Below are 21,630 nucleotides of genomic sequence, written 5' to 3' on the forward strand. Positions count from 1 at the left end.
GTCGGTGGAGGCTCTTGCGGACATGTGTGTAGGGAAGGACCTTTATAGACAGGAGCTCACAGAATGATTGACCAACCCAGCGAGCTGGGCAACGAAGAGAACGTCGATGTTCTCCTTCGCCTCGCATCTCCACCCACACCCCTCTCTGACGACGTTGACGATGCGACCCTCCGGCTGATGGTGCGCTCAGCCACCCGCCCGCCGAAGGCTGACACACGTCGTTCTGTGCCGAGACTTGCCGTGCTGGGGGCGGTTGCCGCGATCGTCTTGGGCGGGGCAGGCACGGCCGCCGCCGCGACGTTCACAAACTGGTTCTCGGCGTTCGAGAAACCTGACACGGTTTCTCGGTTCACACTGCCCAGCGGCCTGTCATGCGAATTCCGCACCATCGTTCGGCCCGGCACTGGCACGGCTGCTGAGGAAGAGGCTGTTGCCGCGTTCCTGAAAGATACCGATGTGCTGGCGCTCGCTGACGTGGATGCGGAGCTCGCTCGCATGAAAGCGCGCGACGTCGTGACGCAGGGTCCTGACGGAGATGTGGTTACTCCAGCGACGCAGCTGTACTCGCAAGACCAGTTGTACTACGACGCTGTCTGGGGTGCGATTACCAACGTGATCTGGGACCACCTCGAAGACACCGGAGTGGTCGACCCCGTCGCAGGCAGCAACCTCTCATTCGCCGCTCAATCTGACTGCGGGGACAAAATCAGGTGACCGCCCGGCCAAATCGCTCAAACCGCGTCATCACCCTGCTCGAGAACAATGCGCGCAGCCTCTTGAGATACCTGGAACGTCGGGTCGGTGCCGATGACGCGCAAGACGCTCTCTCGGAAACCATGACCACAGTGTGGCGTCGAGCCTCCTCGATACCGGACGACGATGACGGAGCACGTCTATGGATGTTCGGAGTCGCCCGCAACGTCGTTCTCAACACCACGCGCGGGCAACGACGACGGACCCTCCTGACCGAGCGGCTGCGTCACGTCGTCTACTCAGCCCCCGAAGTCGACCCCGTGTCCGAAGACGTCCTCGACGTCCGCGCAGCGCTCTCCAAACTCAGCCCCGACTTAGCCGAGATCGTTCGACTGGTGCACTGGGACGGGTTCAGCATTTCCGAGACAGCCCAAATCATGGGGCTCCCCGATTCAACCGCTCGCAGCCGTTACGGACGAGCGAAAAGACACCTCGCGGACGCCTTGGCGACCCACCACGCCACCACATAGACCGCGACAACCCGCCCCTCCGTAGTTAGGAGTGCCACATGCATCTCATCCATCCCGCGGCGATTACCTTGCCGAGCACCGTGCAGATCGCGATCCCTGTCACCGCAGAACCATGCTTGCCGACAAACAATGGCACGACCCAAATGACTTCCCCTACCCGGCAGGCATCTGAGTGAGCAATCACTAACAACCCGCCAGACAACCCCGTCACTTGCACTGCGCAGAACGCCGCCACACCGGATGAAAGATCACAGATCCACCGAAAACCCCCACCGAAACCCAAACGCCCCGAAACCTGTGCGCTACCGTTTTCGGTGAACCCGTCGACGAGCGACGGCGGATACCGGGGGAGTGGCGTGTGAACATCGTCGGCTATGCCCGTGTTTCGACGAGGGATCAGAACCCCGCCGCCCAGGAGGCCGAGCTGCGCGCAGCCGGCGCTGGTCGGGTGTTCGTCGACCACGGCGAATCGAGTCGCGTGAGCGATCGCCCGCAGTGGATCGCTTGCCTCGACTATCTCCGACCGGGGGACACCCTTGTCGTTCGCGCTCTCGACCGTGTCGCCGGCAGCGAGGTCATGGCGATCGAGCTCATCCGGGATCTCGCCCGCCGCGGCATCCGCCTGCGCAGCCTTACCGAGCCATTCCTCGACGTCGACACGTCGACGCCGATGGGGGAGGCGATCGTGGGCATCATGGCCGTTCTCGCGCAGTTGCGGGTTTCGACGATCCGAGACAACACTCGCCGCGGCCTCGAGCACGCGCGCAGCCAAGGGCGGGTCGGAGGCCGGCCCTCGGTCATGACTGACGAGCGCACCGCGGCCGCGGTGCAGATGCGCGACAACGGTGACAGCGTCGCGAAGATCGGGCGCACGCTAGGCGTCGGCGCATCTAGCGTCGCTCGCGCTCTCGACCGGTACTACCGCGAACAGCTTCAACAGACGACGACGAAAGAGAGTGAGACCACACGATGAACCGTGACGCAGCAGACCAGGTGGTCCAGTCCACAGGTGTCCTCGCCATGGCCTACTACCCGGAGATCCATGCGGACGATGCGGACTACTCGATCGGTGACGACGTCGACTTCGTGCTGTCCGATGCCGGCGAGCTCGAGCCCGCCGACATTGCGGCGCTGCGCGACCTGGTCGCGCGGACGATCATCGACCCGACGAATCACCGCGAAGCACTGATCGAGTACGTGTTCGGACTGGTGCCTGACGGGGGAGAGAACTCCTGAGCTCCGACGACGCTTCCGAGGACGCCGCCGCACGTAAGCGTGCCCAGGACCGGCGTTGGCGCGAGGCGAACAAGGAGCACGTTGCCGCGCTGCGAAGAGCCTGGCGCGCCAACAACCTCGAGCGACACCGCGAACTTAATCGCCTCTCGGAACGCCGGCGGTGGGCTCGCAAGCGAGCGGCTGAGGCGCGGCGGGAGAAAGGCCGACGCTGGTATGCCGAGCATCGAGAGCAGGAGCGGGCGCGTCAGCGCAAGTTCCGGCAGGAGCATCCCGAGAAGGTGCGCGAGTATCAGGCGCGCTACAAGGAACGGCATCCCGAGCGTGCGGCCGAGGGCGCTCGGCGCCGCTCCCAGGCGCACCGTGACCGATACCCGGAGCTGACTCGCGAACGAGAGCGCGCCGACGCTGCGCGCCGTCGCGAAGCGGACCCTGACCAGTTCAGGCGCTGGTACCAGCAGAACCTCGAGCGCGAACGAAAGCGAGGCCGCGAAGCGGCGCAGCTGCGCCGCCGGCTGACAAAGCTCGGACTCCCGCCGCGGAAGATCCATAAGACCTACGCGGCGGACCGTCGCAAGAACGAGGCCGCCGCTGACGCGTTCTTTGCACGTCACAGGCGGATCAACGATCAGATTCGGATTCGGGCTGAGTCCTTCGAGGCTCTACCTGGACACCGCGCGGCCGTCGAGTTCCGCGCCCGGTATCTGGCAGCCAGCGCTATCGAGAAGGCCGACGCACGGGACCGTGAGGCGCGCGCCCGCGCAATCGTAGATGCCGCCCGGCAGAGGCTTCCCGTCAAACAGCTCGAGCAGATCACCGAGGACGTCCGCATGGACTCGGTCGCGCGACAGCTGCGCGGTGCCACACCCTTCAACATCGACGCGGAAGTGCAGCGACGAGTACACGAGCTCGTAGTCGAACGCGCGTTGCGTACGCCGATCGACGCACACGAGCGCGACGAGATGCACCGACTCATCCGAGCCAGCTTTCCCGTCCCGGCGCAGAGTCGGACCGAACGCCCCGCAGCTCAGTCCCGCCCGCGTCGAGCGCGCGAGGGATCACAGGACCGCGGGCACGAGCTCTAAGCGGCAGCGCGCTCAGCAAACGCTTCAACGCTCTCTCGCACGTACCGAATGAGCCCACGGCCCACATCGTGAAAGTCCGGGCCAGAGCCCGTGGCGCGCATCGTCCGAAGTTCGGACACGTCGACTCGCAGCGCCTCCGCAGCCTCCGCCGGCGTCAGCAGCAGCGGAGTGTCGACGACCGTGCCCGCGCTCATCGTGCAGCTCGCTTCTTGGCGACGTCGTCGATCTTGTCGGGACGGAAACCCGACCACGACTGATCGACCGTTTCCACGACCGGCGCCTGCAGGAACCCGGCCGCCTTGAGCCTCGCCAGAGCCTCGCGATCGGTCGACAGGTCGACGACCTCGAACTCGATCCCGGCGGCTTCGAGTGCGCGCATCGTGGCCGTGCACTGCACACACCCCTCGTTCGAGTACACGGTGAGCGGTTCATTCTTCATCGCAGTTCTCCCTTTCACACCTCATTGCCTTTCGGCGAAAGTCGAAACACTGCGGTGGGGGAGCGCAGGCAAGGGTCCGTGGAATACCGGACTGAGCGCAGCGAGGGAGGATATGCCGCGAAAGCCCTTGCCGGAGCGACTACAGCGCGTACCATCCAACGGCCGAAAGGCAACGAAGTTGCCCCATGCAAACGGTCCCCGTCGCGCAAAGCGCGGAGGGGACCGTTTGGAGGTACTGCGGCCGAAGGCTGCTACTCAGAAGAACCGAAGTCAGCGACGACCGTGCGCCGCTTCGAGCGAGGTTTGCGCGAGGCCTGACCGGGTGCGCGCGCACCCGTAGCGCGCAGATCCTTCTCGCTCCATCCGGCGGCAAGAGCCGCTTTCCAGGCGCGGTCATGGGCGGCTGTCGCGTCGTTCAGGCGTGCCTCCGCGGCATCTGCCTCGTTCACCGCAGCGACCAGCTCGCGCACGGCGTCAACCTTCGCGTTGACGTCTGCTTCGATCAGCTCGCGTGCGCGTTGTGCGGCTTCATCTGGATTCACGTTCACGTCGCTCATGCGACCGACTCTATCGAGCAGATCAAGAGTCGATCCACGGGCAGTTTGCCCTCTAGCGGGATCACCGACGCTCCACTACGTTCTTCGCGTGGCGGAGCCGCTGGCAGAGCAAGCTATAGAGTTAGGTAACCTAACTCTGGACTCCCGGCGGCGCGGTCGGCATACTGGTCGTATGGTCCCCGCTATTTGGCGGGTTCGCTGCGCTGGGCCGAGAGGACGTGATCATGCCGGAGCAGAACGAGCGGAAGCTGTTCGGCCGGCAGCGTCGTGCGAACTCCGCGACGCCGCGTGACGCGGGTCGCTACGTGGTCAAGACCAACGCCGACGAGGACGCGAAGCTGCGCGCTCGCGCCGTAGTCGCGGGGGTCACCGTGCCGCGGTTTCTGGTCGAGGCGGGCATGAATGCGAACGTTCAGACCAGCACCGATCAGAAACAGCTCATCGCGGAGTTGTTCGCGTTGTCGCGGACGATGGGATCCGTCGCAAACAACGTCAATCAGCTCGCACGGTACGCCAACACCGAGGGTCGGTTTCCTGCCGAGGCGGAGAGTGTCGTGGCGGAGTACCGGGTGCTGAGCGCCCGGATCGACGACACGATCCGGAAGCTCGCGGGCGCATGATTCCGAACATCACTCGCGGATCCCGCATCGTCGGTCTGATGACCTACCTTGCGGGGGAGGGGCGCGCCAACGAGCACACGGAGCAGCATCTTGTTGCGGGCGATCACGCGATCATGGCGCGCCACGGGTACGCGGTTCTCGATGCCGCGGCGGCGCGCGAGATCGGTGTCGCTCTCGACACACCGCGCGTTGCTTACGGTGTCGAAGTGACCCGTCAGGTGCGGGTCGCTGACCCCGAGACCGGCGAGGTTCACAACGACCGTGTGGCCGCAGATGTGTGGCACTGCTCACTGTCGCTGCGCGCCGAAGAAGGTCAGCTCAGCGACGAGCAGTGGGGCACGATCGCGCAGCAGTTCGTGGACCGCATGGGCTTCACGGAGGCATCCGGGAAGGCACCGTGCCGGTGGGTTGCGGTTCGTCACGGTCTCTCCAAGAACGGCAACGACCACGTCCACATCGCCGTTTCACTTGTGCGTGAGGACGGCACGAAAGCGACGACTCACAACGACTACAAGCGCGCTCAGGAGTTGTGTCGGACGCTTGAGGTCGAGCACGGTCTGATGCCCGTGGACTCTCGCGAGCGGGGCATGGGTGAGCGTGGCGTGAAGCCCGCCGAAACCGCGCGGGCGGCACGCACCGGTGCGGTCGAAGTCGACGCGCACCGGCTCGAGCGGACCGTCCGCGCCGCAGCGACGGCATCCGTCGACGAAGGCGAGTTCGTGCGTCGAATGCGCCGTGCCGGTGTCCTCATCCGCCCGCGGTTCGCAGCCGGCCGCGACGACGTCGTTGCCGGCTACTCCGTCGCTCTGCGACCCGCCGGAGACGAGCCGCCGGTCTGGTTCGGTGGAGGGCGACTTGCCCGCGACCTCACCCTCCCGCGCCTGCGGGAGGGCTGGCCGGACAGCCCACAGACGGCGCAGGGAGCCGTCGACGAGTGGCGTGCCACGAGCAAGAACCCGTGGCAGTACCGTCCGGTCGCTCCTGGCCGCGAAGAGCACACTCCCGACCCGAAACTGTGGGAACAGTACGGCCGGGAGTTGCGCGAGCTCAGGGCACAGCTGCGAGAGGTACCGGCGACGGACCGAGCCATGTGGGCACACGTCGCGCGAGAGACCGCCGGCGCATTCGCCGCGTGGTCACAGCGCGTCGAGGCAACACCAGGGCCGCTCGCGGAGACGGCCCGAGAGTTGTCGCGCAGTGCTCACATCCGTGCCCACCAGTCGGGGCCCAAGCCCGTCCGTATGGGCTCAGCGTCGGGCGCCGCAATGGTACTGATGCAAGCCGCAGTAGGCGGCGAAGGCCCCGCCGCCGAAGCGATCTTGTTCCGTCAACTCGGCCGCCTGTCGGTCGCGCTGATCGACGCACACAAGGCGGCGGGCGATGCCCGCCGCGCAGAACAGATGAGTGAGTCCCTGCGACGCACTCTTGAGGCGATCGGTGAGCGGATGCCCGCCGACGCACGCACAGCCGCGGCGCCCGCGACCACGGCGACGCTCGCCCCGGAAGAGGAAGCGGTGCGTCGCGCTCAGCGCGGACTCGCCGCGCCCGGCACCCGTTCACCGTTGCCGAACACACTGACCCCCCGGCCTCGAACCACGTCCGACACGTCGCGTCAGCAGGGCGGCCACAACGGAAGAGAAGGAGACCACGATCATGGTCGATGACACAGACGGCGTAGGCGAGACGTTCGACAACTCCCTGCGGATCGCGCTGACGGTCGCCTCGCAGTTCGGGGAGCGGTTCGCTCGCCTGCGCGAGGAATGGAACCGGCAACGGGAAGCCACAGCCAGCCAGGAAGCACGGGAGCTGCAGAGCAGGCTCGACGCCGAGCGGGCGGCCGTGCGCGGACAGCTCGCGGTCGTCGACCAGCCGTCCTGGTGGGACCGCGCGGACGTCCGCGACATTGCCGACGCCCGAGAAGCCGCCGTCGCGTGGCGGGACCACGACGACGTTGCGGCCCGCGCTAACGAGACCATCCGCCGCGAAGTGCAGGACCGGTACGGCATCGACGTCGACGCCGCCGGCGCCGACCCCGCGGCGGTGGCTGACGCTCTCCGCCGCGCCGAGGCCGACCGCGCGCAGGCGCGCGAGGAGCAGCGTCGGTCCGGTGAGGAGCTCACCGTCAGCCAGATCCTTCTCTCTTCCGCTGGAGCGCGCGACCGCGACGCGGACGCCGCCGACCGCGCCTACGAGACCGAGGACCCGACTGCCGCGTCCGAGTCGGCCAGCCAAGAATGGGAAGCCGCAGGCGAACGAGGGCAGGCCGTCGGTTTCTACGACAGCGCGGAGCGCCGTGCAGAGTTCGCGCGATCGCTCGAGGGAACTGCGTCGGACGAAGAGGTACGCGGACGGGTGCTCGCGGACGCCGGGAACGCGCGAAGCCCGCGCGAAGCCGTTGCCAGCAGGTCCACGTCGACCGCAGCGGCTCGGAAAGGCCGCGTGTCGGCGCGGCAGCGAGACCGCGGTGGGCTTGGTCGATAGAAAGGGCCGGATGGGGCCTGCTTTGCCGATGCGGCCTCCTGATCTCAGCGTGCATGGCGCAGCGTTATACTTCAGTGAGTTATATAAGGCCGAGCCACGGAGCAACAATGCAGCCGAGCCCATACACACCAGGGGTTGTCGCGAAGGCCGTGCCCGGACGGGCCGCGCAACTTGCGTTCTATGAAGAACGCGCGCAACTCATCGCGAACCTCGGGCAATTCGTCGGGAGCGTCCGCGTCGATTACGCGGCTCGGGGCGTGGGCAAAACATCCCTGTTGCGAGAAGCTGAGCGGCTTTTTGAACGGTACGACATCAGCACCGTCTGGGTGACCGCTGTCGAGGGCGAGAGCCTCGCCGCTTCCATCCTCGATGAGCTACGAAAACTGCTGCCGAAGACCAAGCGCCTAGCCGAGCTCACCAACCTCGTCGATAGCGCCACGGTCACCATCGGCGGGGGGCCGGTCCAGGCGGGAGTCACGATCAAACCCGAACAGCGAGGCGCATCCGCGGCGGGGAAAGTCTTCATGAACGTCGTCTCCGACGTCACGGACGCGATGCGGGACGCGGGAGAGGCCGGCCTGGTGATCCTCGTTGACGAGATCCAGGCGGCTGACAAACAGAGCCTCCGAACGATCTCCGTCGCCTGGCAAGAACTCGCGAGCGCGAAGAGCCCCCCAGCTGCCGGGCTGTTCACCGTGGGGCTTCCGGGTAGTCAGGATCACATCACGAACGCAGTGACCTTCAGCGAACGATTCGACTTCGTCGAGCTTTCCGGGATCGATGCAGGGGGGGCCGCAACGGCGCTTCATCGGCCAGCGGCGGACATCGGAGTTGTGTGGGACCAGCCGGCGATTGCCGCTGGTGTTGCTGCGGCCCAGGGTTATCCCTACAAGGTGCAGCTGGTGGGGGAGGGAGCGTGGGTTGCCGCGGGACGTCCAGACCCCGGGCAGCGGATCACGATTGAACACCTCGACGAAGGCATGAGCTACGTCAATGAGAAGATGCGATCGCTCTTCGCCGCCCGATGGCGCAACTCGTCGAAGGGACAGCGGGAACTGCTCAGTGCCATCGCGTCGCTGGGAGGTGTCGACGTGAAACGGGAGGACGTCGCGGCGCGAATGGGAAAGACCACGCAGGCGATCTCCGTGCCGCGGGACCGCCTTCTGAGCAAGGGCATCATCGATGCAAGCAGACGCGGCCGGCTCTCGTTTACCGTCCCGGGCTTCACGGAGTACATCCTCGAGCAACTGGACTAGTCCTGATCTCAACCACGGAATGGTCCGCGCACCGCCCTCGAGTCGCGCCGGCCGTCGTCGTTGCGAGATCCCATGGGTGTGGACACCGAGCGCGACAACGCTCTGTCAAGGAACGCTCTGTCAAGGCCCGTCAACCGTACGGTAGGCCCTGGAGCTTTGTCCCCCTTTTGGTGGACAAAGCTTGTGAAAGGGTAAACAATCGTGGTGCGGGAGGGCGGAGGAGCAGTCCGTGTTTGGGGGCACGGCTGCTTCCTCGATAAGGGGGTAGAGATGACGGAAGCCGTGCAACGCGCGATAGACGCTGCCGAGCGAGCTGATCCAAACATCCGGATCGTCTACACAGAAGCGATCGCGGCCGACGCGTATTACCTGCGGCCGCAACGGTCCGGCGCAACACTATTTGTGAACCTCGCGTACGCCCCGCTGGGCAGAGCTAGCTGACAGGTCGCATCCGCAAACTCTTCGCCGCTGGTGGTCCCAGCCCGGCGGCAGATCCCTAATCAAGCCGGCGCGACGCCACCGCATCCCCTCAACCCCCACACCGCTCCTACCGTCCTCGCGGGCGGTGTTGGTCCGACGTTCCCGCTTCCGCCGAAACGCCCTCGACAATGGCGCCAGCGCGGCTGCAATGGCGCCGCGGGTGGTTGCACCGGCCGTTCAGCTCGTCATCTGGTGCGTTCAAGGCCGAGCCGGGGACCCACGATCGAAAGGAACGCAGCGGCGATGAGAACTGCTACTCCACCTGCCGTGGTCCCGCCAGGTAGCCCGGACGTGATCGGATTGTCCGCGAGCGCGGAGACGTAGATCACCAGGGCAGCCACGATCACTAGCAGTGTCAACAGCAAGCGCCCTATGCCCGGGCGCTCGTCTTTTGCCAAGACCGCGCGAGCGTCGGCCCACGTGAGCACGATGATGAGCGAGGTCAGGGCAACAGCAAAGATCAAGCCTCACGTCAGGGACCACGTCACTGCTGCCGACCACGCTCCCACTATGCCCCGAATCACGTTCGACACGTCGCGTCAACTCGACGGCCACAGTGGAGAGCAGGAGACAAGGATGAGGGTCGATGACACTGACGGCGTAGGCGAAACACCCTGCGGATCGCGCCTACGGTCGGCGTCGCAACTCGGGAACTCCCGCGGCACGCATGCAGGCTAGAGGTACTGATCCCGGGCGGCCCGGCGGATGGAGTGGTCCTTGATGTCGTCCCAGTCGAGGACCACGACGCCGTGCTGGCCCACCGGGTCATCGCACCGATCCAACAGACGCTCGGTGAGGGTGGACACGTCGCCGCACTCACTGACATTGAGGAAGGTGACCTCGACATCGCGCGCGTTGTCGCGCTCGAGGTCGGCGTGGACGCGCGCGCCCAGCGATAAGGCGATGCGATCGAACGCGGATACGTGGCGCGGAGCCAGCATGACGGCGAAGACGAGATGACGGATGCCGGTATGCCGTTTCGTCTCGACGGCCGCCAGGGAAGCGATGGCGCGGAGCCTGACCTTCCCGCTCTGCCGAGTGTGGTCTCGCAGATCCGCGAAGGCGAGCACTGCACGAGGACGCTCGCTGCCGTGTCCGTCCAGAGCGTACTGAGCATTGGTCAGCGCCGTGATTCCCCGGGCCACGGAGGTATCGGTGTCGCCGAGAGTGAGGACCGAATGTTCCATCACAAGCTTTCATTCGAAGGGAACGGTCGTCCGACCGCTGCCGACCAGACTTCCCGGCTCACCATTCGTTGCGCGACAGACCCTACTCCGCCGTCCTCGATTTCGCGCGAGGCGCGTCCTGGTAGATGTCCGGCGTGCCGTCGGCATCCTCATCGATCGTCTCTTCCGCCTGGATCTGGCGGTAGCGACGATTGCGGGCGACCAGGATGACCGAAGCGATCAGAGCGGCGATGACCGACGCGACCATGATCGCGACCTTGGCGTCGTCGCCCTCGGTCGACCCGGCCGGGAAGCTGAGCTCGGCGATGAGCAGCGACACTGTGAAGCCGATACCCGCCAGCAGCGCCACGCCGAGCATGTCAACCCATCGCAGCGCAGGGTGCAGGCGGATCTTCGTCACGAGGGTCAGGGTGCGCACCGCGAGGAGGATACCGATGGGCTTGCCGAGCACGAGTCCCGCGACGATGCCGAGCGCGACCGGATCGGTCGCGGCCCGGAGGATGCCGTCCGCGCCGCCGACGGCCACACCGGCGGCGAAGAACGCGAACACCGGAACAGCGAAGCCGGCGGACAGCGGACGGAACCGGTGCTCGAACTCGTGCGCCAGGTCGGTGGCACGAGGGCCGTCGGTCGCGCCGCGCGCGGGCTTGACCGGGATCGTGAAGGCGAGGGCGACGCCCGCGATGGTGGCGTGCACGCCGGACGCGTGCAGGAACGCCCACGCGACGGATCCGATCGGGAGCAGCACGAGCCAGGCGGCGAAGGGGCGGTTCGCGAACAGTGACCGGTAGCGCTGCGCGACGAATCCGTAGACGGCGACGACACCGGCCGCCACGAGCAGCGGCACGATTGCGATCTCTTCGGTGTAGAAGATCGCGATGATGCCGATGGCGAGGAGGTCGTCCACGACGGCGAGGGTCAGCAGGAAGATGCGGAGGGGGCTGGGAAGGTGCGAACCGACGAGAGCGAGCACCGCGACGGCGAAGGCGATGTCGGTTGCGGTGGGGATCGCCCAACCCTGGGCCAGTCCCTCCTGGCCGCGGACGACCGCCACATAGATCAGCGCCGGCACGGCCACGCCGCCGATCGCGGCGGTGACCGGCACGACAGCCGTGCTGACGCGTCGCAGGTCGCCGACGACGAGTTCGCGCTTCAGTTCCAGACCCACGAGGAAGAAGAAGATTGCTAGGAGCCCGTCGGCCGCCCACGCGCCCAGAGAGAGCTCGAGGTGCCAGGGCTCGTAGCCGAAGCGGAAGTCGCGCAACGCGAAGTAGCTGTCGGATGCCGGTGAGTTGGCCCACACGATGGCCCCGACCGCTGCGACGACGAGGAGCGCGCCCCCAACGGCCTCCTTGCGAAGAATCGCGGACACCCTCGCCGCTTCGGCATAGCCGCGCCACCGGGGGGCGCGCAGGTCGGTGCGGACAGAGCTGGGCGCCGTCATAGGGATTCCTTTGAGGGGTCGAGAGACAGAGATGTCGACCAGACTTCCCGACGCGCCGCGGCCATTCTATTCGACGGGGCCGAGAGAACTATGCGAGGGCGGAGGGGTGGGCTACCGTGAGCACCCATGACTCTCGGTCCGGATCCGCGCAGCGACGCGGCGCTCGCCCGAGGGCGGGCCAGGTCCAGCCTCCGAACTGTCGAGGCCTTCCTCAGACGCTCCCCGGCCCAGGCCGCGGTCGCCATCTTCGTCGCCGCGGCAGCCGTCTTCTCGTCGTTGCTCGCACTGCCGATCGCGACCGTCGAAGGCCGGTCGATCTCCGTGCAGGACGCCGTGTTCACAGCGGTGTCCGCCATCACCGTCACCGGCTTGACCACGGTGGACACGGCCGCCGTGTGGTCGCCGTTCGGGCTCGGTGTCATCCTCGTGGCCATCGAGGTCGGCGGACTCGGCGTCATCACGCTGGCTCTCCTGCTCGCGCGCGCTGTGACCCGCAAGCTGGGACTCGGGGGACGGGTCTTCGCGCAACAGAACATCGGTGCCCCCGAGCTCGGCGAGGTGCGGAACCTGCTGACGATCGTCGTGGTGACGACGCTGAGCGTGCAGGGCGTCCTCGCCGTCGTGCTCGCCCCGCCCTTCATCGTCGCGGAGGGATGGGCGGAGGGCATCTGGCACGCGGTCTTCTACGCGGTCTCGTCCTTCAACAACGCCGGCTTCACGACGCATGTGGGCGGTCTCGGCGTCTACGAGGGCAACCTGTTCGTGCTCGTCCCGATCATGGTCGGTGTCTTCGTCGGCTCCTTCGGGTTCCCCGTGTTCCTCACCCTGATCAAGAACCGATGGGACCACTCCCGCTGGACCCTCCACGCCAAGCTCACTCTGTCGACCACGGTCATCCTGATGCTCGTCGGTGCGGTGGCGTGGACCGTGTTCGAGTGGTCGAATCCGGCTACGGTCGGCGGAATGTCGCCGGGGGAGAGAATCTTCCACGGCCTGTTCGCTTCGACGATGATGCGATCGGGCGGTTTCGCCATCACGGAGTCGGCGGCGTCGACGACGACCACTTTGCTGCTCAGTGACGCGCTCATGTTCGTGGGCGGCGGATCCGCGTCCACCGCGGGCGGAATCAAGGTCACGACTCTGGCCGTCCTCTTCCTCGCGATCGTCGCGGAGGCACGCGGGACCAAGGATGTCCGGGTGGCGCGGCGCACGATTCCCGACAGCATCCTCCGGGTCGCGATTAGTGTGACGTTCCTGGGCGCTTCCCTCGTGTTGACGGCGACCACGCTGCTCACTCTGACGCACGACGCACCGCTGGACCGCATCCTCTTCGAAGTCATCTCGGCCTTTGCGACCTGCGGACTCTCGGTGGGACTGTCGGCTGAACTCGACCCCTTCGGCAAGTACCTGCTGTCGGTGCTCATGCTGGCCGGCCGGATCGGACCGATCGGCCTCGCCGCCGCACTGGCCGTCCGGCACCGCAACGTGATGTACACGTACGCGAGCGAGCGACCCATTATCGGCTGACTTTCACGAACCCTCCGCCTTTTCGAACCGCAGCGACCGAGCCGGTTCGATCGTCGACGTGCGCTCCCGTCATCTCGGTCTCTCACCGTCGGCAGCGGTCGCCCGGCGCCGACGCCGGACGGCAACGGTCTGTGCGATCACAACCACACCGGCGATGGCGGCGGCCGCTGCCACGGCAATGGGGTCGTCACGGACCTTCACGATGGTGAAGGGGATGAGGACGACGAGATTGACGGCGATTGTCGCCAGTGGTGGCCAGGAACGTGTTCTTGTCTTTTCGCGCAGGCGCCGGAGCATTCCCCACTGCACCACGATGTCCATCGTGAGGTAGAGGAAGACGCCCAGCGAAGCGATCTGCGACAAGTCGAAGATCAAGGTGAGGAGCAGCGCTGCGGCCGCGGTGATCAGCAGGGGCTGATGGGTGATGGCGCAGGGGAGGCGCGGCGCTTGGTGCATCTCCTGCAGCATCCCGTAGAGGCGGGAGACAGAGTAGAGGCTGGCGAGCAGGCCCGACAGCGTTGCGATCACTGCGACCGCTACGGTGAGCCAGACACCCCACCGGTCGAACAGGGGATTCGCCGCTTCAGCGAGCGCGTAGTCCCGCGCACGAGCGGCACCCTCCGCGCCGATACTCGCCTCGACGGACAGCGCGATCAGCAGGTAGAGCACCGCGCAGACGGCGAGGGACAGGTAGATGGAGCGGGGGAGATTCTTCTTCGGTTCACGAAGGTCATCACCCTGATTGGTGATCGTGGTGAAGCCCTTATAGGCCAGGACGCAGAGCGCGACGCTCCCCACAGCCGCCAGCGGGTCGACAGAAGCTCCTTCGTTCCCACCCGCGGTAGAGGCGCCGCTGCCCAGCCATGCTGCTAACAGACCTCCGATAGCCAGGACGCCGAGGCCGACGATCTTCAGAAGGGCGGTAGTGAGGGCTGAGGCCTCCACGACGCGGTTGCCGATCAGGTTTACCCCTGCGGCCGCGAGAATGGCGGCCACCCCGCACACTGCCACGAGGAAGGTGGAATCCTGCAGGTCGAACGGTGTGAGCAAGTATGTCCCGAAGGTGCGAGCGAGCAGGCTCTCGGCGACGACCATGGACACGTACATGAACATCGAGAAGGAACCCGCGACGACCCCGGGACCGTAGGCATCTTTCAGGAGCATCGCGATGCCACCGGAACTCGGGTTGACAGCCGAGTACCGTGCGTACGAGTACGCGCTGAGCGCAGCGACGACACCACCGGCCAGGAGCGCGAGGGGAAACCACGCACCGGCTAGTCCGGCAACCTGACCGACCAGGGCGAAGATGCCCGCGCCGATCATGACACCGGTCCCGAGGGCGACAGACCCGGGGAGCGAAATCCGGGGGGTGTTCGAAGATGTCTCGGTCATCAGCTCCAGTCGCCGCCTCGCAGCGTCAACGAACAAGATGCTGTCGTCAACGGCGAGGAAGGTGTATTAGGGGGGGTTACGGAAGCGCCGACCGCACCGCATGCCGGTCGGATCTGCTGAGCCCCGACGCCGTACGCCTGAACGCGTCGTCGGCCATCCGGCGGAACGCGACTGCCTCGTCGGGCGCCGTGTCGCGCAAAGCCTCCAGGCACTTCTGCAGCCGTATCTGCACCTCAACGAAGTTCGCGCCGTCGCGCGCGAGGGGGCGGAAGGCATCCGTCACCAGTTCGTCGACGGTCGGTCGTGCGATCCACACACGCGGGTACTCGACGCCACGGTTCTGCTCCCGTGCCTGGAGCGCGGCGGTCAGCACCCGTTGCAAAGCGGCGATGACCTCGATGGCGGTGCCCGGGTCGTTCGTCGAGGGGGACAGAGCCCGACTGCCGATCTCGGCCAGGGCGATCACGCCGAGGCGCGGGTCCTGGTCGTAATCCCGGTGGCGGCCCAGGATGAACGCGCTCCGAACCCCGCTGTCGACGTCGTCGGTGACGTTCCCGCGGATGTGCACGAGCGGATGCCGGACATCGGCGACCGTGCCGGGAATTGCGGTGACGTAGATCTTGCAGTTGTGCTTCTCGGCCAAGGTATCGAGAGCCGCCACGTCAACGTTGAGCACGTATTCGCCGTCGAGTGCGGTGACGGGGGTGGCGTCGGCGGGTACGCTCCTGAGCTCATGGGCGCCGTAGGTCGGGTGCTTCGCGAATTCGGTGAGGTTGCGCGTGGCGGAATCCTCGACCCGGTCGATCACATCGGCCATCCGGCCGAATCGCGCGAGGTGGCCAATCCAGCGGAGGAGCGTGACGACGATGACCGTGATAACGACGAGGGTCCCGAAGAAGAGGATCGTACGTCCCTGCTCGGTGTAGTACCCCGTCGACAGGGCGATGATGCCGACGAGCGCGAAGACGAATGCGCCCACGAAGGTCGACAGCGCGTTCTGCGATGTCGGGTCGGCGATGAGAAGTTTCGTCGACCGGGGCGTGGCGATGGTGGTGGCCGACGAGTACGCCGTCACCATCGCCGTGATCGAGAACGTCGTCGCCGTCAGCATGGCGGTCGCAATGATCTGCAGGAGGGAGTCGACCGAGTTCTGCCCAAGTTCGACGCGAAGTTCGAAGGGGATGACGGATCCGACGACACCGGCGGCGAGGGCGAACAGCATCGCCGCCACAGTGAAGACGACCGCCCGGACCCACACGGTGCGCATGAGCCGCCGGAGGAGCGCGAGGGTGGTAGGGGAGGACACGGTCATAGCGATAGTCAACCGTGTTTCAGTAGTCCGCGGTCGTGTCGTGCGCTCTGCTGCGGTCGAAGCGGCGCAGGTGCACGTGGCGTGTAAGTCGGATGATGGGACGAATCAACAACTGGATGCTGCCAAGCAGGAAGAACCAGGTGCCGGCCGTCTTGGTGTCGTCACAGAAGAAGAGGACGCTGCCGACGACGAACCACCCAGCGACGAGGATGTCGTTCAGGATGCTCGCCACCTCGTACTTCCGGCGGATGACGACCTCGTCTGACCCCAGCAGAAGTCGAATCGTCCGGCCGTCTGACGAGAAGTGCGAGGTCATCGAATAATGCAATCACGGCGGCCGATAATCACAACCGTTCGGCGAGATGGGGGAGGGCGTCAGCTCCTGCTCTTACTTCGGCCCGGATTGCGCAGGGGGCCGTTCACCGTGTGATGGTTTGACGTCATCCAGTGCTGAGGCGTTCCCGATGTTCGCGCGTGAGATGACGCTGATGGTGCCATTGCTTTCAAGGGTCACCGCACCGACGGACGAGACGTCGCCATGTCCGCTCGACCGGATCGCCTGAAGGACATCGGCGCGCGCGACGCGATGTCGTCGGAGGGCATCGTCGTCGATGACACCGTCCCGCACGAGCTGGGCTGGCTTCGCGGTGACCACGCGCCGAAGAGCCGGAAACCGTTTGGTTGCGAACGCCACAATCACCTGAAGTGCCAGGAGGAGCGCGAGCGCGACTGCTCCCTCGACGAACGCGACATCGGACGACAGGAGGATGGTCGCAAGGGTGGAACCGAGTGCGACCGTGACGACGAGGTCGAACGCATTCAGCTGCGTGAGCGCGCGTTTTCCGGCGAGGCGGATAAGCGCCACAACGCTCACGTAGGACGCCAGTCCCACAAGAACCACCCGGGCCACCCCGGGCCAGTCATCGAACCACATCGGCATCTCCTCCGTCCCGCGACCGCTCCACTGCGCGAGCGAATGCCGGTGCCTCACGTTCGATGGCATCAGATTCGGTGCGGGCCGGTCCGTTCGCGCGGATGTCGTCGATCAGCCAGAGCATGTCCAGGATCTCCTCGCGTTGTGTCTGACTGATTGACACATCAGCACCACCGTCCCGCCCATGGTGAGCGTCACGAAGATCCGGCTTTCGCTGAGGGGATATGCCCCAGTTCCCAGATTCCAGCGAACATCGCCCAGTACATCACCACCATGCCGGTGACGGTCATCGCGGCAAACTTGAGATAAGGCTTCCATCGCGAGCTCCGGCTGAAATTGGTGAGCGCCCTCCCGGGCTTCTTGCTCGACGGCTCATGCGCCTTGCACGTAGGGAGGAACCTCCACCCCCTGCGTGTCTGAATCTTCCGACGAGTGGACGAGGTGCGACGAGCGGAGGTCCTTCGCGACGCGTTCTCCGTTCGCGATGGCTTGAGACGCGTCCGTGAACACCCACTTCCGGTCGAGTTCACCCTCGACAATGTTTTCCCACACGCCGTTGCGCTCTCGGGTGTGTACGTCGCCGACCGTCACTGTGAGATCTCCTCGACGGTCGCACCAGTCGCGGCGAAAGAAAGAGCTCTGGCCGCGTCCGCCTGCGCGACAATCCCCACCAGATCGTGTCCGTCTATGACCGGCAGCCAGCGAACCCGGTGCTCTCGCATCGTCGCAAGAGTCTCTTCGAGGCTGTCATCAACGCCGATGGTGACGGGTTCTCCTTCTGTGAGGTCTCCCGCCATGGTGCGCGTCGGGTCTCCACCCTGAGCGACGCGCTTCACCACGATGTCCCGGTCCGTCAGCATGACTTTGAGTCGCTGGTCATCCCCGCAGACGGCCAGACTCCCTACATCCAAATCCTTCATCAGCCGTGCCGCAGCGACGAGTGTCTGGTGCTCCCCGACACACTCAGGCATCGTGGTCATGATCTCTCTTGCGGTTGCCATGGTGGCTCCTTTCAGCAGTGATCCTGCGACGACTTGGCGACGCTACGACCCGGCCTCGGGAGGCGCGAGGGGCCTTGACAAGCCGACGCCCGGTTGTCGGAAGCCGCACGAACGACGATTGCGCGAAAGGGAGCTCTGGCGCACTGACGAAGGGCCGCAGTCAAGCCGCCCCAGGCTCAGCCCCTAGAAGCAGGAGGGTGTCTTAAGGGAGTGAGCTAGAAGCCTGTTCTGACATAACGTCGATTATCGGTTGGTCGGGGAGTGGCGCGGAAGTGCCGAGTCGGTAGCGTGAGCGCAGGCATCACGGTCGCGCGCACATCCACGAAAACCCGCGCGGTGCGCTGACGTGAAAGCCACGCCGTTCGAGCTGGTCGCGCGCCGCCACGGCGAAGTGCACCTGGACTGCGAAGTCACTCAGTAGTATGAGGCCGTACATCGAAAAGGACGCCCGCAGAGGCGTCCTTTTCGGTTTCCATCTCATGGATCAGCTCTGGTCACCGATCTTCGAGTCGGCGGCGTCTTCGCCGGCGTTGATCTTGTCGTCGAAGTTCCCGCCGGACGCGGAGCTTGCCGCGTCGCCGGCTTTGTCGATCGCGGCGTCGGACATTTGCTCGCCCTTCTCACTGTTGACGACGTCCTTCGCCTTGTCGCCGAAATCTCCGAGGTCTGCCATAGCGCCTCTCCTTCCTGAGCCCGGATATTGCTGAACAGCCGCAGTCTCGACTCCACCGTGCGCGAACGCGACGGGGATTGACAACGGCACGCAGCCGGATGCAGCTCAGCGAGCGTCGACCCGAAGGCCGACAACCATGTCGCCCGAGCGGCGCGCGCTATGCGGCGTATCAAGTCGTGTGCGCATCGGACCGATGAGCTAACACGCCTTGTGGCCGTCTTGCGTTGCGGGTACAAACTAGGAAATGCAGGCTGCCGCTCCCCCGGGTGCGGTGGGTGAAGCGTCAGTCCCTCGACGTTTCACGTGATCTCGGGAGGTACCGAGGTCGCGCTTTCGGGCAGGTCGTTTTCGGTGCGACCTGCCCGAACAGCCCGTTCGAACTCGGGGTCTTTGCGGTTGCCACCCGGGCGAACAATCTGAAGCGGTGACAGGAGATCTGGTGAGTCGTGAGCTGAAGCCTCACCCGGTAGCCAGCTCGGTGAGGCATCGGGTGAGTCACGCCGCGCGCGGTAGACGAAGAAGCGCAGCTGCGGCGTTCTTGCACCCGTGAGGTGAGGGCAAACCGTACTGCACGGTCACCAGTTCATGCAGGTCGCTCGCGAGTTCGTCGAGCGCCGGCTGGTGCTCCAAAGCGTTGACCAGAGGGGCAACGAGGTCGTCATATTCGCTACTGGGCCAGGCTGCGCTGATGGCTCGCACGCCGATGGGGTCCCAGTCCCACAGCACGGACCGTACGTGCGCCGCGGCGGGGTCGGTGTCGTGCGAGTCGGTCATCCCACCAGGGTGTCACCGTGCGACGACCGCTTCGTGAACGCGGAAGACGCGAACGTGACAGCTGGCTGAAGATTCGCCGAGCAAGCTGAGGAGTGGTCGTGCACAGGTGGACGGTTAGTTGGCGTCTTCATCTTCTTCGGCATTGAAGTGAGAGGGGGTGTCTGTGTAGCCCGCGGCGAGACCATCGGGATTGGCAGGAATTGTTCCGTCCTTGCCGAGCCCGTCGGGCTCGTTCGCGAGTGATGTTGGGGTTGCCGTGTTGGCGTTTTCGGACGCGGCAACGATCTTGTCTTTGAGGCTTTCGGCCGAGATCTCTGTGTGCGTGCGCGACGGCTGTGCAGCGTTTTCGTCAGTGGTGGCCAATTCGTGCTGTCCTCTCATGGGTGTTCTGTGGATGCCAGGGATCATGGCTCTTGATGCGCGGGCGGGTCGTCGCTGCCACTGTCCGGGTCGGCGGTTTCCTCCCGTTCGGCTCTTCCGAAGAGGCGCCCTCCTAGGCCGTGTTGATTAAGAGGCTGAGGGCAAGACCGGGTGGGATAGCGCGGTTACTAGAAGGGCCGCGAGGTTCTCCTCGTCAGCGCAGGATGCCGCGGCGGCGCGCCTGCGACACCGCGGCGGTGCGGGAGGTGGCGCCGAGCTTGGTGAAGATGTGGGCGAGGTGCGACTTCACTGTCGTTTCGCTGACGTACAGTTCGGCCGCGATCTCGTTGTTCGAGCGTCCCGCGGCCACAAGTTCGAGCACCCGCAGTTCGCGGGTGCTCAGGCTCGCCTGGGGGGCGCGCATCCTGTCCATGAGCCGCGTTGCAATAACGGGGGCCAGCGCGCTCTCGCCGCTGGCGGCCGCGCGCACAGCGGCGAGCAGTTCGTGCGGTGGCGCATCCTTGAGCAGATACCCACTTGCTCCGGCTTCGACGGCACCGAGGATGTCGACGTCGGAGTCGTAGTTCGTGACCACCAGTACGTAAGGTGCGGCATCGAGAGCCCGGATGCGGCGGGTTGCGTCCGCTCCGTTCGACGTGACGGATGCCCCGAACTGCAGGTCCATCAGCACGACGTCGGGGCTCACGCGTTCGGCGGCGGCGACGGCTTCGTCGGGGGTAGCGGCCTCGGCCGCCACCTCGATGTCGTCCTCAGGCGCGAACAGCGCGATGATGCCGGCCCGCACGATGGGGTGATCGTCGGCGACGACGATGCGGATCATGCCGCCTCCCTCAGGGTGAGTTCGATCGTCAATGAGGTGCCGGTGCCCGGTGCGGACGAGACGGTGAGCGTGCCGCCGAGCTGGTCGACTCGCTCGCGGGTCGCCTGCAGCCCGAACGAGTCGGATTTTGCGCCCGGAACGGCCGCGACCAGGGAAGGATCGAAACCCCGTCCGTCGTCGGCGATCGTGAACTCCACGCGGTCATCTCCGATCGTCAGGGTGATCATCGCGCTGTAGGCATCTGCGTGCTGGATAACGTTGGCGATCGCTCCCTGCGCGATGCGGAGCAGAGCGGTCTGCACGTGCATCGGCAGCTCGACGGCATCGGACACTCGCACGTCTACTGGCAGCCCCCGCGCGGCCCATTGCGTCGATGCGAGCCGACGCAGCGCGGAGCCGAGTCCTCGGTCGTCGAGGTCGGGGGGCGTGAGTTCGCGGATGAAGCGGCGCGTGTCGGCGAGGCCAGCGGCCGCGGTCTCGCGGGCGAGGCGGATGTGCTCGATACCGGGCCGCTCGCCGTCGGCTCGCTCGGCCGCGTGCAACAGCATCTGGATGCTCGAGAGTCCCTGCGCGACCGTGTCATGAATTTCACGCGCGAGGCGGGCGCGCTCGGCGAGCACGCCCGCCTCGCGCTCGGTCGCGGCGAGCTGCCCGCGGGTGGCCAGCAGCTCCTGCATCAGCACTTCGCGCTGCTGCGCCTCGCGGGCGAGGGCCTGGTACCCGAGCCCAATGAGCAGCGCGACCGCCGCGCCGACGATCGGGCCGACGATCCCGCCCACGGTCCATTCTCCGTGGATGCCGAGGGCGCAGA

At 65.9% G+C, this 21,630-nt stretch carries 27 protein-coding genes; 10 read left to right on the forward strand and 17 right to left on the reverse strand.

Annotated features, from left to right (window positions below; translation table 11 throughout):
- Nucleotides 1-63 precede the first annotated feature (63 nt).
- The 5 genes from ACPEH0_RS14145 (at nt 64) to ACPEH0_RS14165 (ending at nt 3,541) form a co-directional block, all read left to right on the forward strand.
- Nucleotides 64-714: a hypothetical protein gene (locus ACPEH0_RS14145; RefSeq protein WP_366214631.1), complete on the forward strand. Its 651-nt coding sequence runs from the start codon at nt 64-66 to the stop codon at nt 712-714.
- Nucleotides 711-1,223 carry an RNA polymerase sigma factor gene (locus ACPEH0_RS14150; protein ID WP_366214630.1) on the forward strand — a complete coding sequence of 171 codons (513 nt, stop codon included), beginning with the start codon at nt 711-713 and terminating at the stop codon, nt 1,221-1,223. Before ACPEH0_RS14145 ends, ACPEH0_RS14150 begins: the two co-directional genes overlap by 4 nt.
- A gap of 358 nt (nt 1,224-1,581) precedes the next feature.
- Nucleotides 1,582-2,196, forward strand: a complete 615-nt coding sequence (locus ACPEH0_RS14155) for a recombinase family protein (protein ID WP_366214676.1) — start codon at nt 1,582-1,584, stop codon at nt 2,194-2,196.
- Nucleotides 2,193-2,459: a hypothetical protein gene (locus ACPEH0_RS14160; protein ID WP_121061278.1), complete on the forward strand. Its 267-nt coding sequence runs from the start codon at nt 2,193-2,195 to the stop codon at nt 2,457-2,459. The genes ACPEH0_RS14155 and ACPEH0_RS14160 overlap by 4 nt, the downstream gene beginning before the upstream one ends.
- A gap of 278 nt (nt 2,460-2,737) precedes the next feature.
- On the forward strand, nt 2,738-3,541 hold the full coding sequence (locus ACPEH0_RS14165) for a hypothetical protein (protein WP_366214675.1): 804 nt from the start codon (nt 2,738-2,740) through the stop codon (nt 3,539-3,541).
- Here the strand turns inward: ACPEH0_RS14165 and ACPEH0_RS14170 are convergent.
- The 3 genes from ACPEH0_RS14170 to ACPEH0_RS14180 form a co-directional block, all read right to left on the reverse strand.
- A complete protein-coding gene (locus ACPEH0_RS14170; RefSeq protein WP_121061282.1) occupies nt 3,538-3,735 on the reverse strand; it encodes a helix-turn-helix domain-containing protein in 198 nt (65 codons plus the stop codon). The two genes, ACPEH0_RS14165 and ACPEH0_RS14170, sit on opposite strands and share 4 nt — an antisense overlap.
- Complete coding sequence (gene nrdH / locus ACPEH0_RS14175) at nt 3,732-3,980, reverse strand: glutaredoxin-like protein NrdH (protein ID WP_366214674.1); 249 nt, start codon at nt 3,978-3,980, stop codon at nt 3,732-3,734. Before nrdH ends, ACPEH0_RS14170 begins: the two co-directional genes overlap by 4 nt.
- 251 nt (nt 3,981-4,231) lie before the next feature.
- Nucleotides 4,232-4,537, reverse strand: coding sequence for a hypothetical protein (locus ACPEH0_RS14180; protein WP_366214673.1), 306 nt, complete (start codon nt 4,535-4,537; stop codon nt 4,232-4,234).
- Between the two features lie 224 nt (nt 4,538-4,761).
- Here ACPEH0_RS14180 and ACPEH0_RS14185 point away from each other — a divergent pair, with 224 nt between their 5' ends.
- From ACPEH0_RS14185 to ACPEH0_RS14200, 4 genes are all read left to right on the forward strand, one after another.
- Nucleotides 4,762-5,157, forward strand: a complete 396-nt coding sequence (locus tag ACPEH0_RS14185) for a plasmid mobilization protein (RefSeq protein ID WP_366214680.1) — start codon at nt 4,762-4,764, stop codon at nt 5,155-5,157.
- Between the two features lie 38 nt (nt 5,158-5,195).
- Nucleotides 5,196-6,821, forward strand: a complete 1,626-nt coding sequence (locus tag ACPEH0_RS14190; protein ID WP_366214672.1) for a relaxase/mobilization nuclease domain-containing protein — start codon at nt 5,196-5,198, stop codon at nt 6,819-6,821.
- Nucleotides 6,811-7,638, forward strand: a complete 828-nt coding sequence (locus tag ACPEH0_RS14195) for a hypothetical protein (RefSeq protein WP_366214671.1) — start codon at nt 6,811-6,813, stop codon at nt 7,636-7,638. The genes ACPEH0_RS14190 and ACPEH0_RS14195 overlap by 11 nt, the downstream gene beginning before the upstream one ends.
- Nucleotides 7,639-7,745: 107 nt before the next feature.
- A complete protein-coding gene (locus ACPEH0_RS14200) occupies nt 7,746-8,894 on the forward strand; it encodes an AAA family ATPase (RefSeq protein WP_366214670.1) in 1,149 nt (382 codons plus the stop codon).
- Between the two features lie 1,154 nt (nt 8,895-10,048).
- On the opposite strand, the gene ACPEH0_RS14205 is transcribed toward ACPEH0_RS14200, so the two are convergent.
- Both ACPEH0_RS14205 and nhaA read right to left on the reverse strand, forming a co-directional pair.
- Nucleotides 10,049-10,561 (reverse strand): hypothetical protein, encoded by a 513-nt coding sequence (locus tag ACPEH0_RS14205; protein ID WP_366214669.1) that lies wholly within the window; start codon nt 10,559-10,561, stop codon nt 10,049-10,051.
- 82 nt (nt 10,562-10,643) lie between these two features.
- Nucleotides 10,644-12,005: a Na+/H+ antiporter NhaA gene (nhaA, locus tag ACPEH0_RS14210; protein ID WP_366214668.1), complete on the reverse strand. Its 1,362-nt coding sequence runs from the start codon at nt 12,003-12,005 to the stop codon at nt 10,644-10,646.
- 126 nt (nt 12,006-12,131) lie between these two features.
- Between nhaA and ACPEH0_RS14215 the strand changes: the two genes are divergently transcribed.
- Nucleotides 12,132-13,532, forward strand: coding sequence for a TrkH family potassium uptake protein (locus tag ACPEH0_RS14215; protein ID WP_366214667.1), 1,401 nt, complete (start codon nt 12,132-12,134; stop codon nt 13,530-13,532).
- Nucleotides 13,533-13,601: 69 nt separating this feature from the next.
- On the opposite strand, the gene ACPEH0_RS14220 is transcribed toward ACPEH0_RS14215, so the two are convergent.
- From ACPEH0_RS14220 to ACPEH0_RS14275, 12 genes are all read right to left on the reverse strand, one after another.
- Nucleotides 13,602-14,924, reverse strand: a complete 1,323-nt coding sequence (locus ACPEH0_RS14220; protein WP_365539418.1) for an APC family permease — start codon at nt 14,922-14,924, stop codon at nt 13,602-13,604.
- 76 nt (nt 14,925-15,000) lie between these two features.
- The gene (locus ACPEH0_RS14225) at nt 15,001-16,236 is read right to left on the reverse strand and encodes a DUF2254 domain-containing protein (protein WP_366214666.1); all 1,236 of its coding nucleotides are present in this window, start codon (nt 16,234-16,236) and stop codon (nt 15,001-15,003) included.
- 19 nt (nt 16,237-16,255) lie between these two features.
- Nucleotides 16,256-16,552 (reverse strand): YrhK family protein, encoded by a 297-nt coding sequence (locus ACPEH0_RS14230; RefSeq protein WP_365539331.1) that lies wholly within the window; start codon nt 16,550-16,552, stop codon nt 16,256-16,258.
- Nucleotides 16,553-16,624: 72 nt separating this feature from the next.
- On the reverse strand, nt 16,625-17,170 hold the full coding sequence (locus ACPEH0_RS14235) for a DUF421 domain-containing protein (protein ID WP_365539328.1): 546 nt from the start codon (nt 17,168-17,170) through the stop codon (nt 16,625-16,627).
- Nucleotides 17,157-17,294, reverse strand: a complete 138-nt coding sequence (locus ACPEH0_RS14240) for a hypothetical protein (RefSeq protein WP_365539325.1) — start codon at nt 17,292-17,294, stop codon at nt 17,157-17,159. The genes ACPEH0_RS14235 and ACPEH0_RS14240 overlap by 14 nt, the downstream gene beginning before the upstream one ends.
- Before the next feature lie 248 nt (nt 17,295-17,542).
- The gene (locus tag ACPEH0_RS14245) at nt 17,543-17,761 is read right to left on the reverse strand and encodes a hypothetical protein (RefSeq protein ID WP_365539322.1); all 219 of its coding nucleotides are present in this window, start codon (nt 17,759-17,761) and stop codon (nt 17,543-17,545) included.
- Nucleotides 17,758-18,150 (reverse strand): CBS domain-containing protein, encoded by a 393-nt coding sequence (locus tag ACPEH0_RS14250; protein ID WP_366214665.1) that lies wholly within the window; start codon nt 18,148-18,150, stop codon nt 17,758-17,760. The genes ACPEH0_RS14245 and ACPEH0_RS14250 overlap by 4 nt, the downstream gene beginning before the upstream one ends.
- A gap of 505 nt (nt 18,151-18,655) precedes the next feature.
- A complete protein-coding gene (locus tag ACPEH0_RS14255; protein ID WP_366214664.1) occupies nt 18,656-18,844 on the reverse strand; it encodes an antitoxin in 189 nt (62 codons plus the stop codon).
- A gap of 495 nt (nt 18,845-19,339) precedes the next feature.
- Complete coding sequence (locus tag ACPEH0_RS14260; RefSeq protein WP_311286365.1) at nt 19,340-19,618, reverse strand: hypothetical protein; 279 nt, start codon at nt 19,616-19,618, stop codon at nt 19,340-19,342.
- Between the two features lie 114 nt (nt 19,619-19,732).
- On the reverse strand, nt 19,733-19,999 hold the full coding sequence (locus ACPEH0_RS14265; RefSeq protein ID WP_366214663.1) for a hypothetical protein: 267 nt from the start codon (nt 19,997-19,999) through the stop codon (nt 19,733-19,735).
- A gap of 193 nt (nt 20,000-20,192) precedes the next feature.
- Nucleotides 20,193-20,819, reverse strand: coding sequence for a response regulator transcription factor (locus ACPEH0_RS14270; protein ID WP_366214662.1), 627 nt, complete (start codon nt 20,817-20,819; stop codon nt 20,193-20,195).
- A partial coding sequence (locus ACPEH0_RS14275; protein ID WP_423719492.1) for a sensor histidine kinase occupies nt 20,816-21,630 on the reverse strand: 815 nt, incomplete at its 5' end. The genes ACPEH0_RS14270 and ACPEH0_RS14275, both read right to left, overlap by 4 nt.

The sequence above is a fragment of the Microbacterium sp. NPDC079356 genome, from assembly GCF_049545465.1.
Taxonomy (GTDB): domain Bacteria; phylum Actinomycetota; class Actinomycetes; order Actinomycetales; family Microbacteriaceae; genus Microbacterium; species Microbacterium gawkjiense.

Bases quoted from the DNA above. Each gene is read 5' to 3' on its own strand.
- ACPEH0_RS14145 (WP_366214631.1), top strand. From the start codon at position 64: ATGATTGACCAACCCAGCGAGCTGGGCAACGAAGAGAACGTCGATGTT.
- ACPEH0_RS14160 (WP_121061278.1), top strand. From the start codon at position 2,193: ATGAACCGTGACGCAGCAGACCAGGTGGTCCAGTCCACAGGTGTCCTC.
- ACPEH0_RS14170 (WP_121061282.1), bottom strand. From the start codon at position 3,735: ATGAGCGCGGGCACGGTCGTCGACACTCCGCTGCTGCTGACGCCGGCG.
- nrdH (WP_366214674.1), bottom strand. From the start codon at position 3,980: ATGAAGAATGAACCGCTCACCGTGTACTCGAACGAGGGGTGTGTGCAG.
- ACPEH0_RS14180 (WP_366214673.1), bottom strand. From the start codon at position 4,537: ATGAGCGACGTGAACGTGAATCCAGATGAAGCCGCACAACGCGCACGC.
- ACPEH0_RS14185 (WP_366214680.1), top strand. From the start codon at position 4,762: ATGCCGGAGCAGAACGAGCGGAAGCTGTTCGGCCGGCAGCGTCGTGCG.
- ACPEH0_RS14190 (WP_366214672.1), top strand. From the start codon at position 5,196: ATGACCTACCTTGCGGGGGAGGGGCGCGCCAACGAGCACACGGAGCAG.
- ACPEH0_RS14195 (WP_366214671.1), top strand. From the start codon at position 6,811: ATGGTCGATGACACAGACGGCGTAGGCGAGACGTTCGACAACTCCCTG.
- ACPEH0_RS14200 (WP_366214670.1), top strand. From the start codon at position 7,746: ATGCAGCCGAGCCCATACACACCAGGGGTTGTCGCGAAGGCCGTGCCC.
- ACPEH0_RS14205 (WP_366214669.1), bottom strand. From the start codon at position 10,561: ATGGAACATTCGGTCCTCACTCTCGGCGACACCGATACCTCCGTGGCC.
- nhaA (WP_366214668.1), bottom strand. From the start codon at position 12,005: ATGACGGCGCCCAGCTCTGTCCGCACCGACCTGCGCGCCCCCCGGTGG.
- ACPEH0_RS14215 (WP_366214667.1), top strand. From the start codon at position 12,132: ATGACTCTCGGTCCGGATCCGCGCAGCGACGCGGCGCTCGCCCGAGGG.
- ACPEH0_RS14220 (WP_365539418.1), bottom strand. From the start codon at position 14,924: ATGACCGAGACATCTTCGAACACCCCCCGGATTTCGCTCCCCGGGTCT.
- ACPEH0_RS14225 (WP_366214666.1), bottom strand. From the start codon at position 16,236: ATGACCGTGTCCTCCCCTACCACCCTCGCGCTCCTCCGGCGGCTCATG.
- ACPEH0_RS14230 (WP_365539331.1), bottom strand. From the start codon at position 16,552: ATGACCTCGCACTTCTCGTCAGACGGCCGGACGATTCGACTTCTGCTG.
- ACPEH0_RS14235 (WP_365539328.1), bottom strand. From the start codon at position 17,170: ATGTGGTTCGATGACTGGCCCGGGGTGGCCCGGGTGGTTCTTGTGGGA.
- ACPEH0_RS14240 (WP_365539325.1), bottom strand. From the start codon at position 17,294: ATGCTCTGGCTGATCGACGACATCCGCGCGAACGGACCGGCCCGCACC.
- ACPEH0_RS14250 (WP_366214665.1), bottom strand. From the start codon at position 18,150: ATGACCACGATGCCTGAGTGTGTCGGGGAGCACCAGACACTCGTCGCT.
- ACPEH0_RS14255 (WP_366214664.1), bottom strand. From the start codon at position 18,844: ATGGCAGACCTCGGAGATTTCGGCGACAAGGCGAAGGACGTCGTCAAC.
- ACPEH0_RS14260 (WP_311286365.1), bottom strand. From the start codon at position 19,618: ATGACCGACTCGCACGACACCGACCCCGCCGCGGCGCACGTACGGTCC.
- ACPEH0_RS14265 (WP_366214663.1), bottom strand. From the start codon at position 19,999: ATGAGAGGACAGCACGAATTGGCCACCACTGACGAAAACGCTGCACAG.
- ACPEH0_RS14270 (WP_366214662.1), bottom strand. From the start codon at position 20,819: ATGATCCGCATCGTCGTCGCCGACGATCACCCCATCGTGCGGGCCGGC.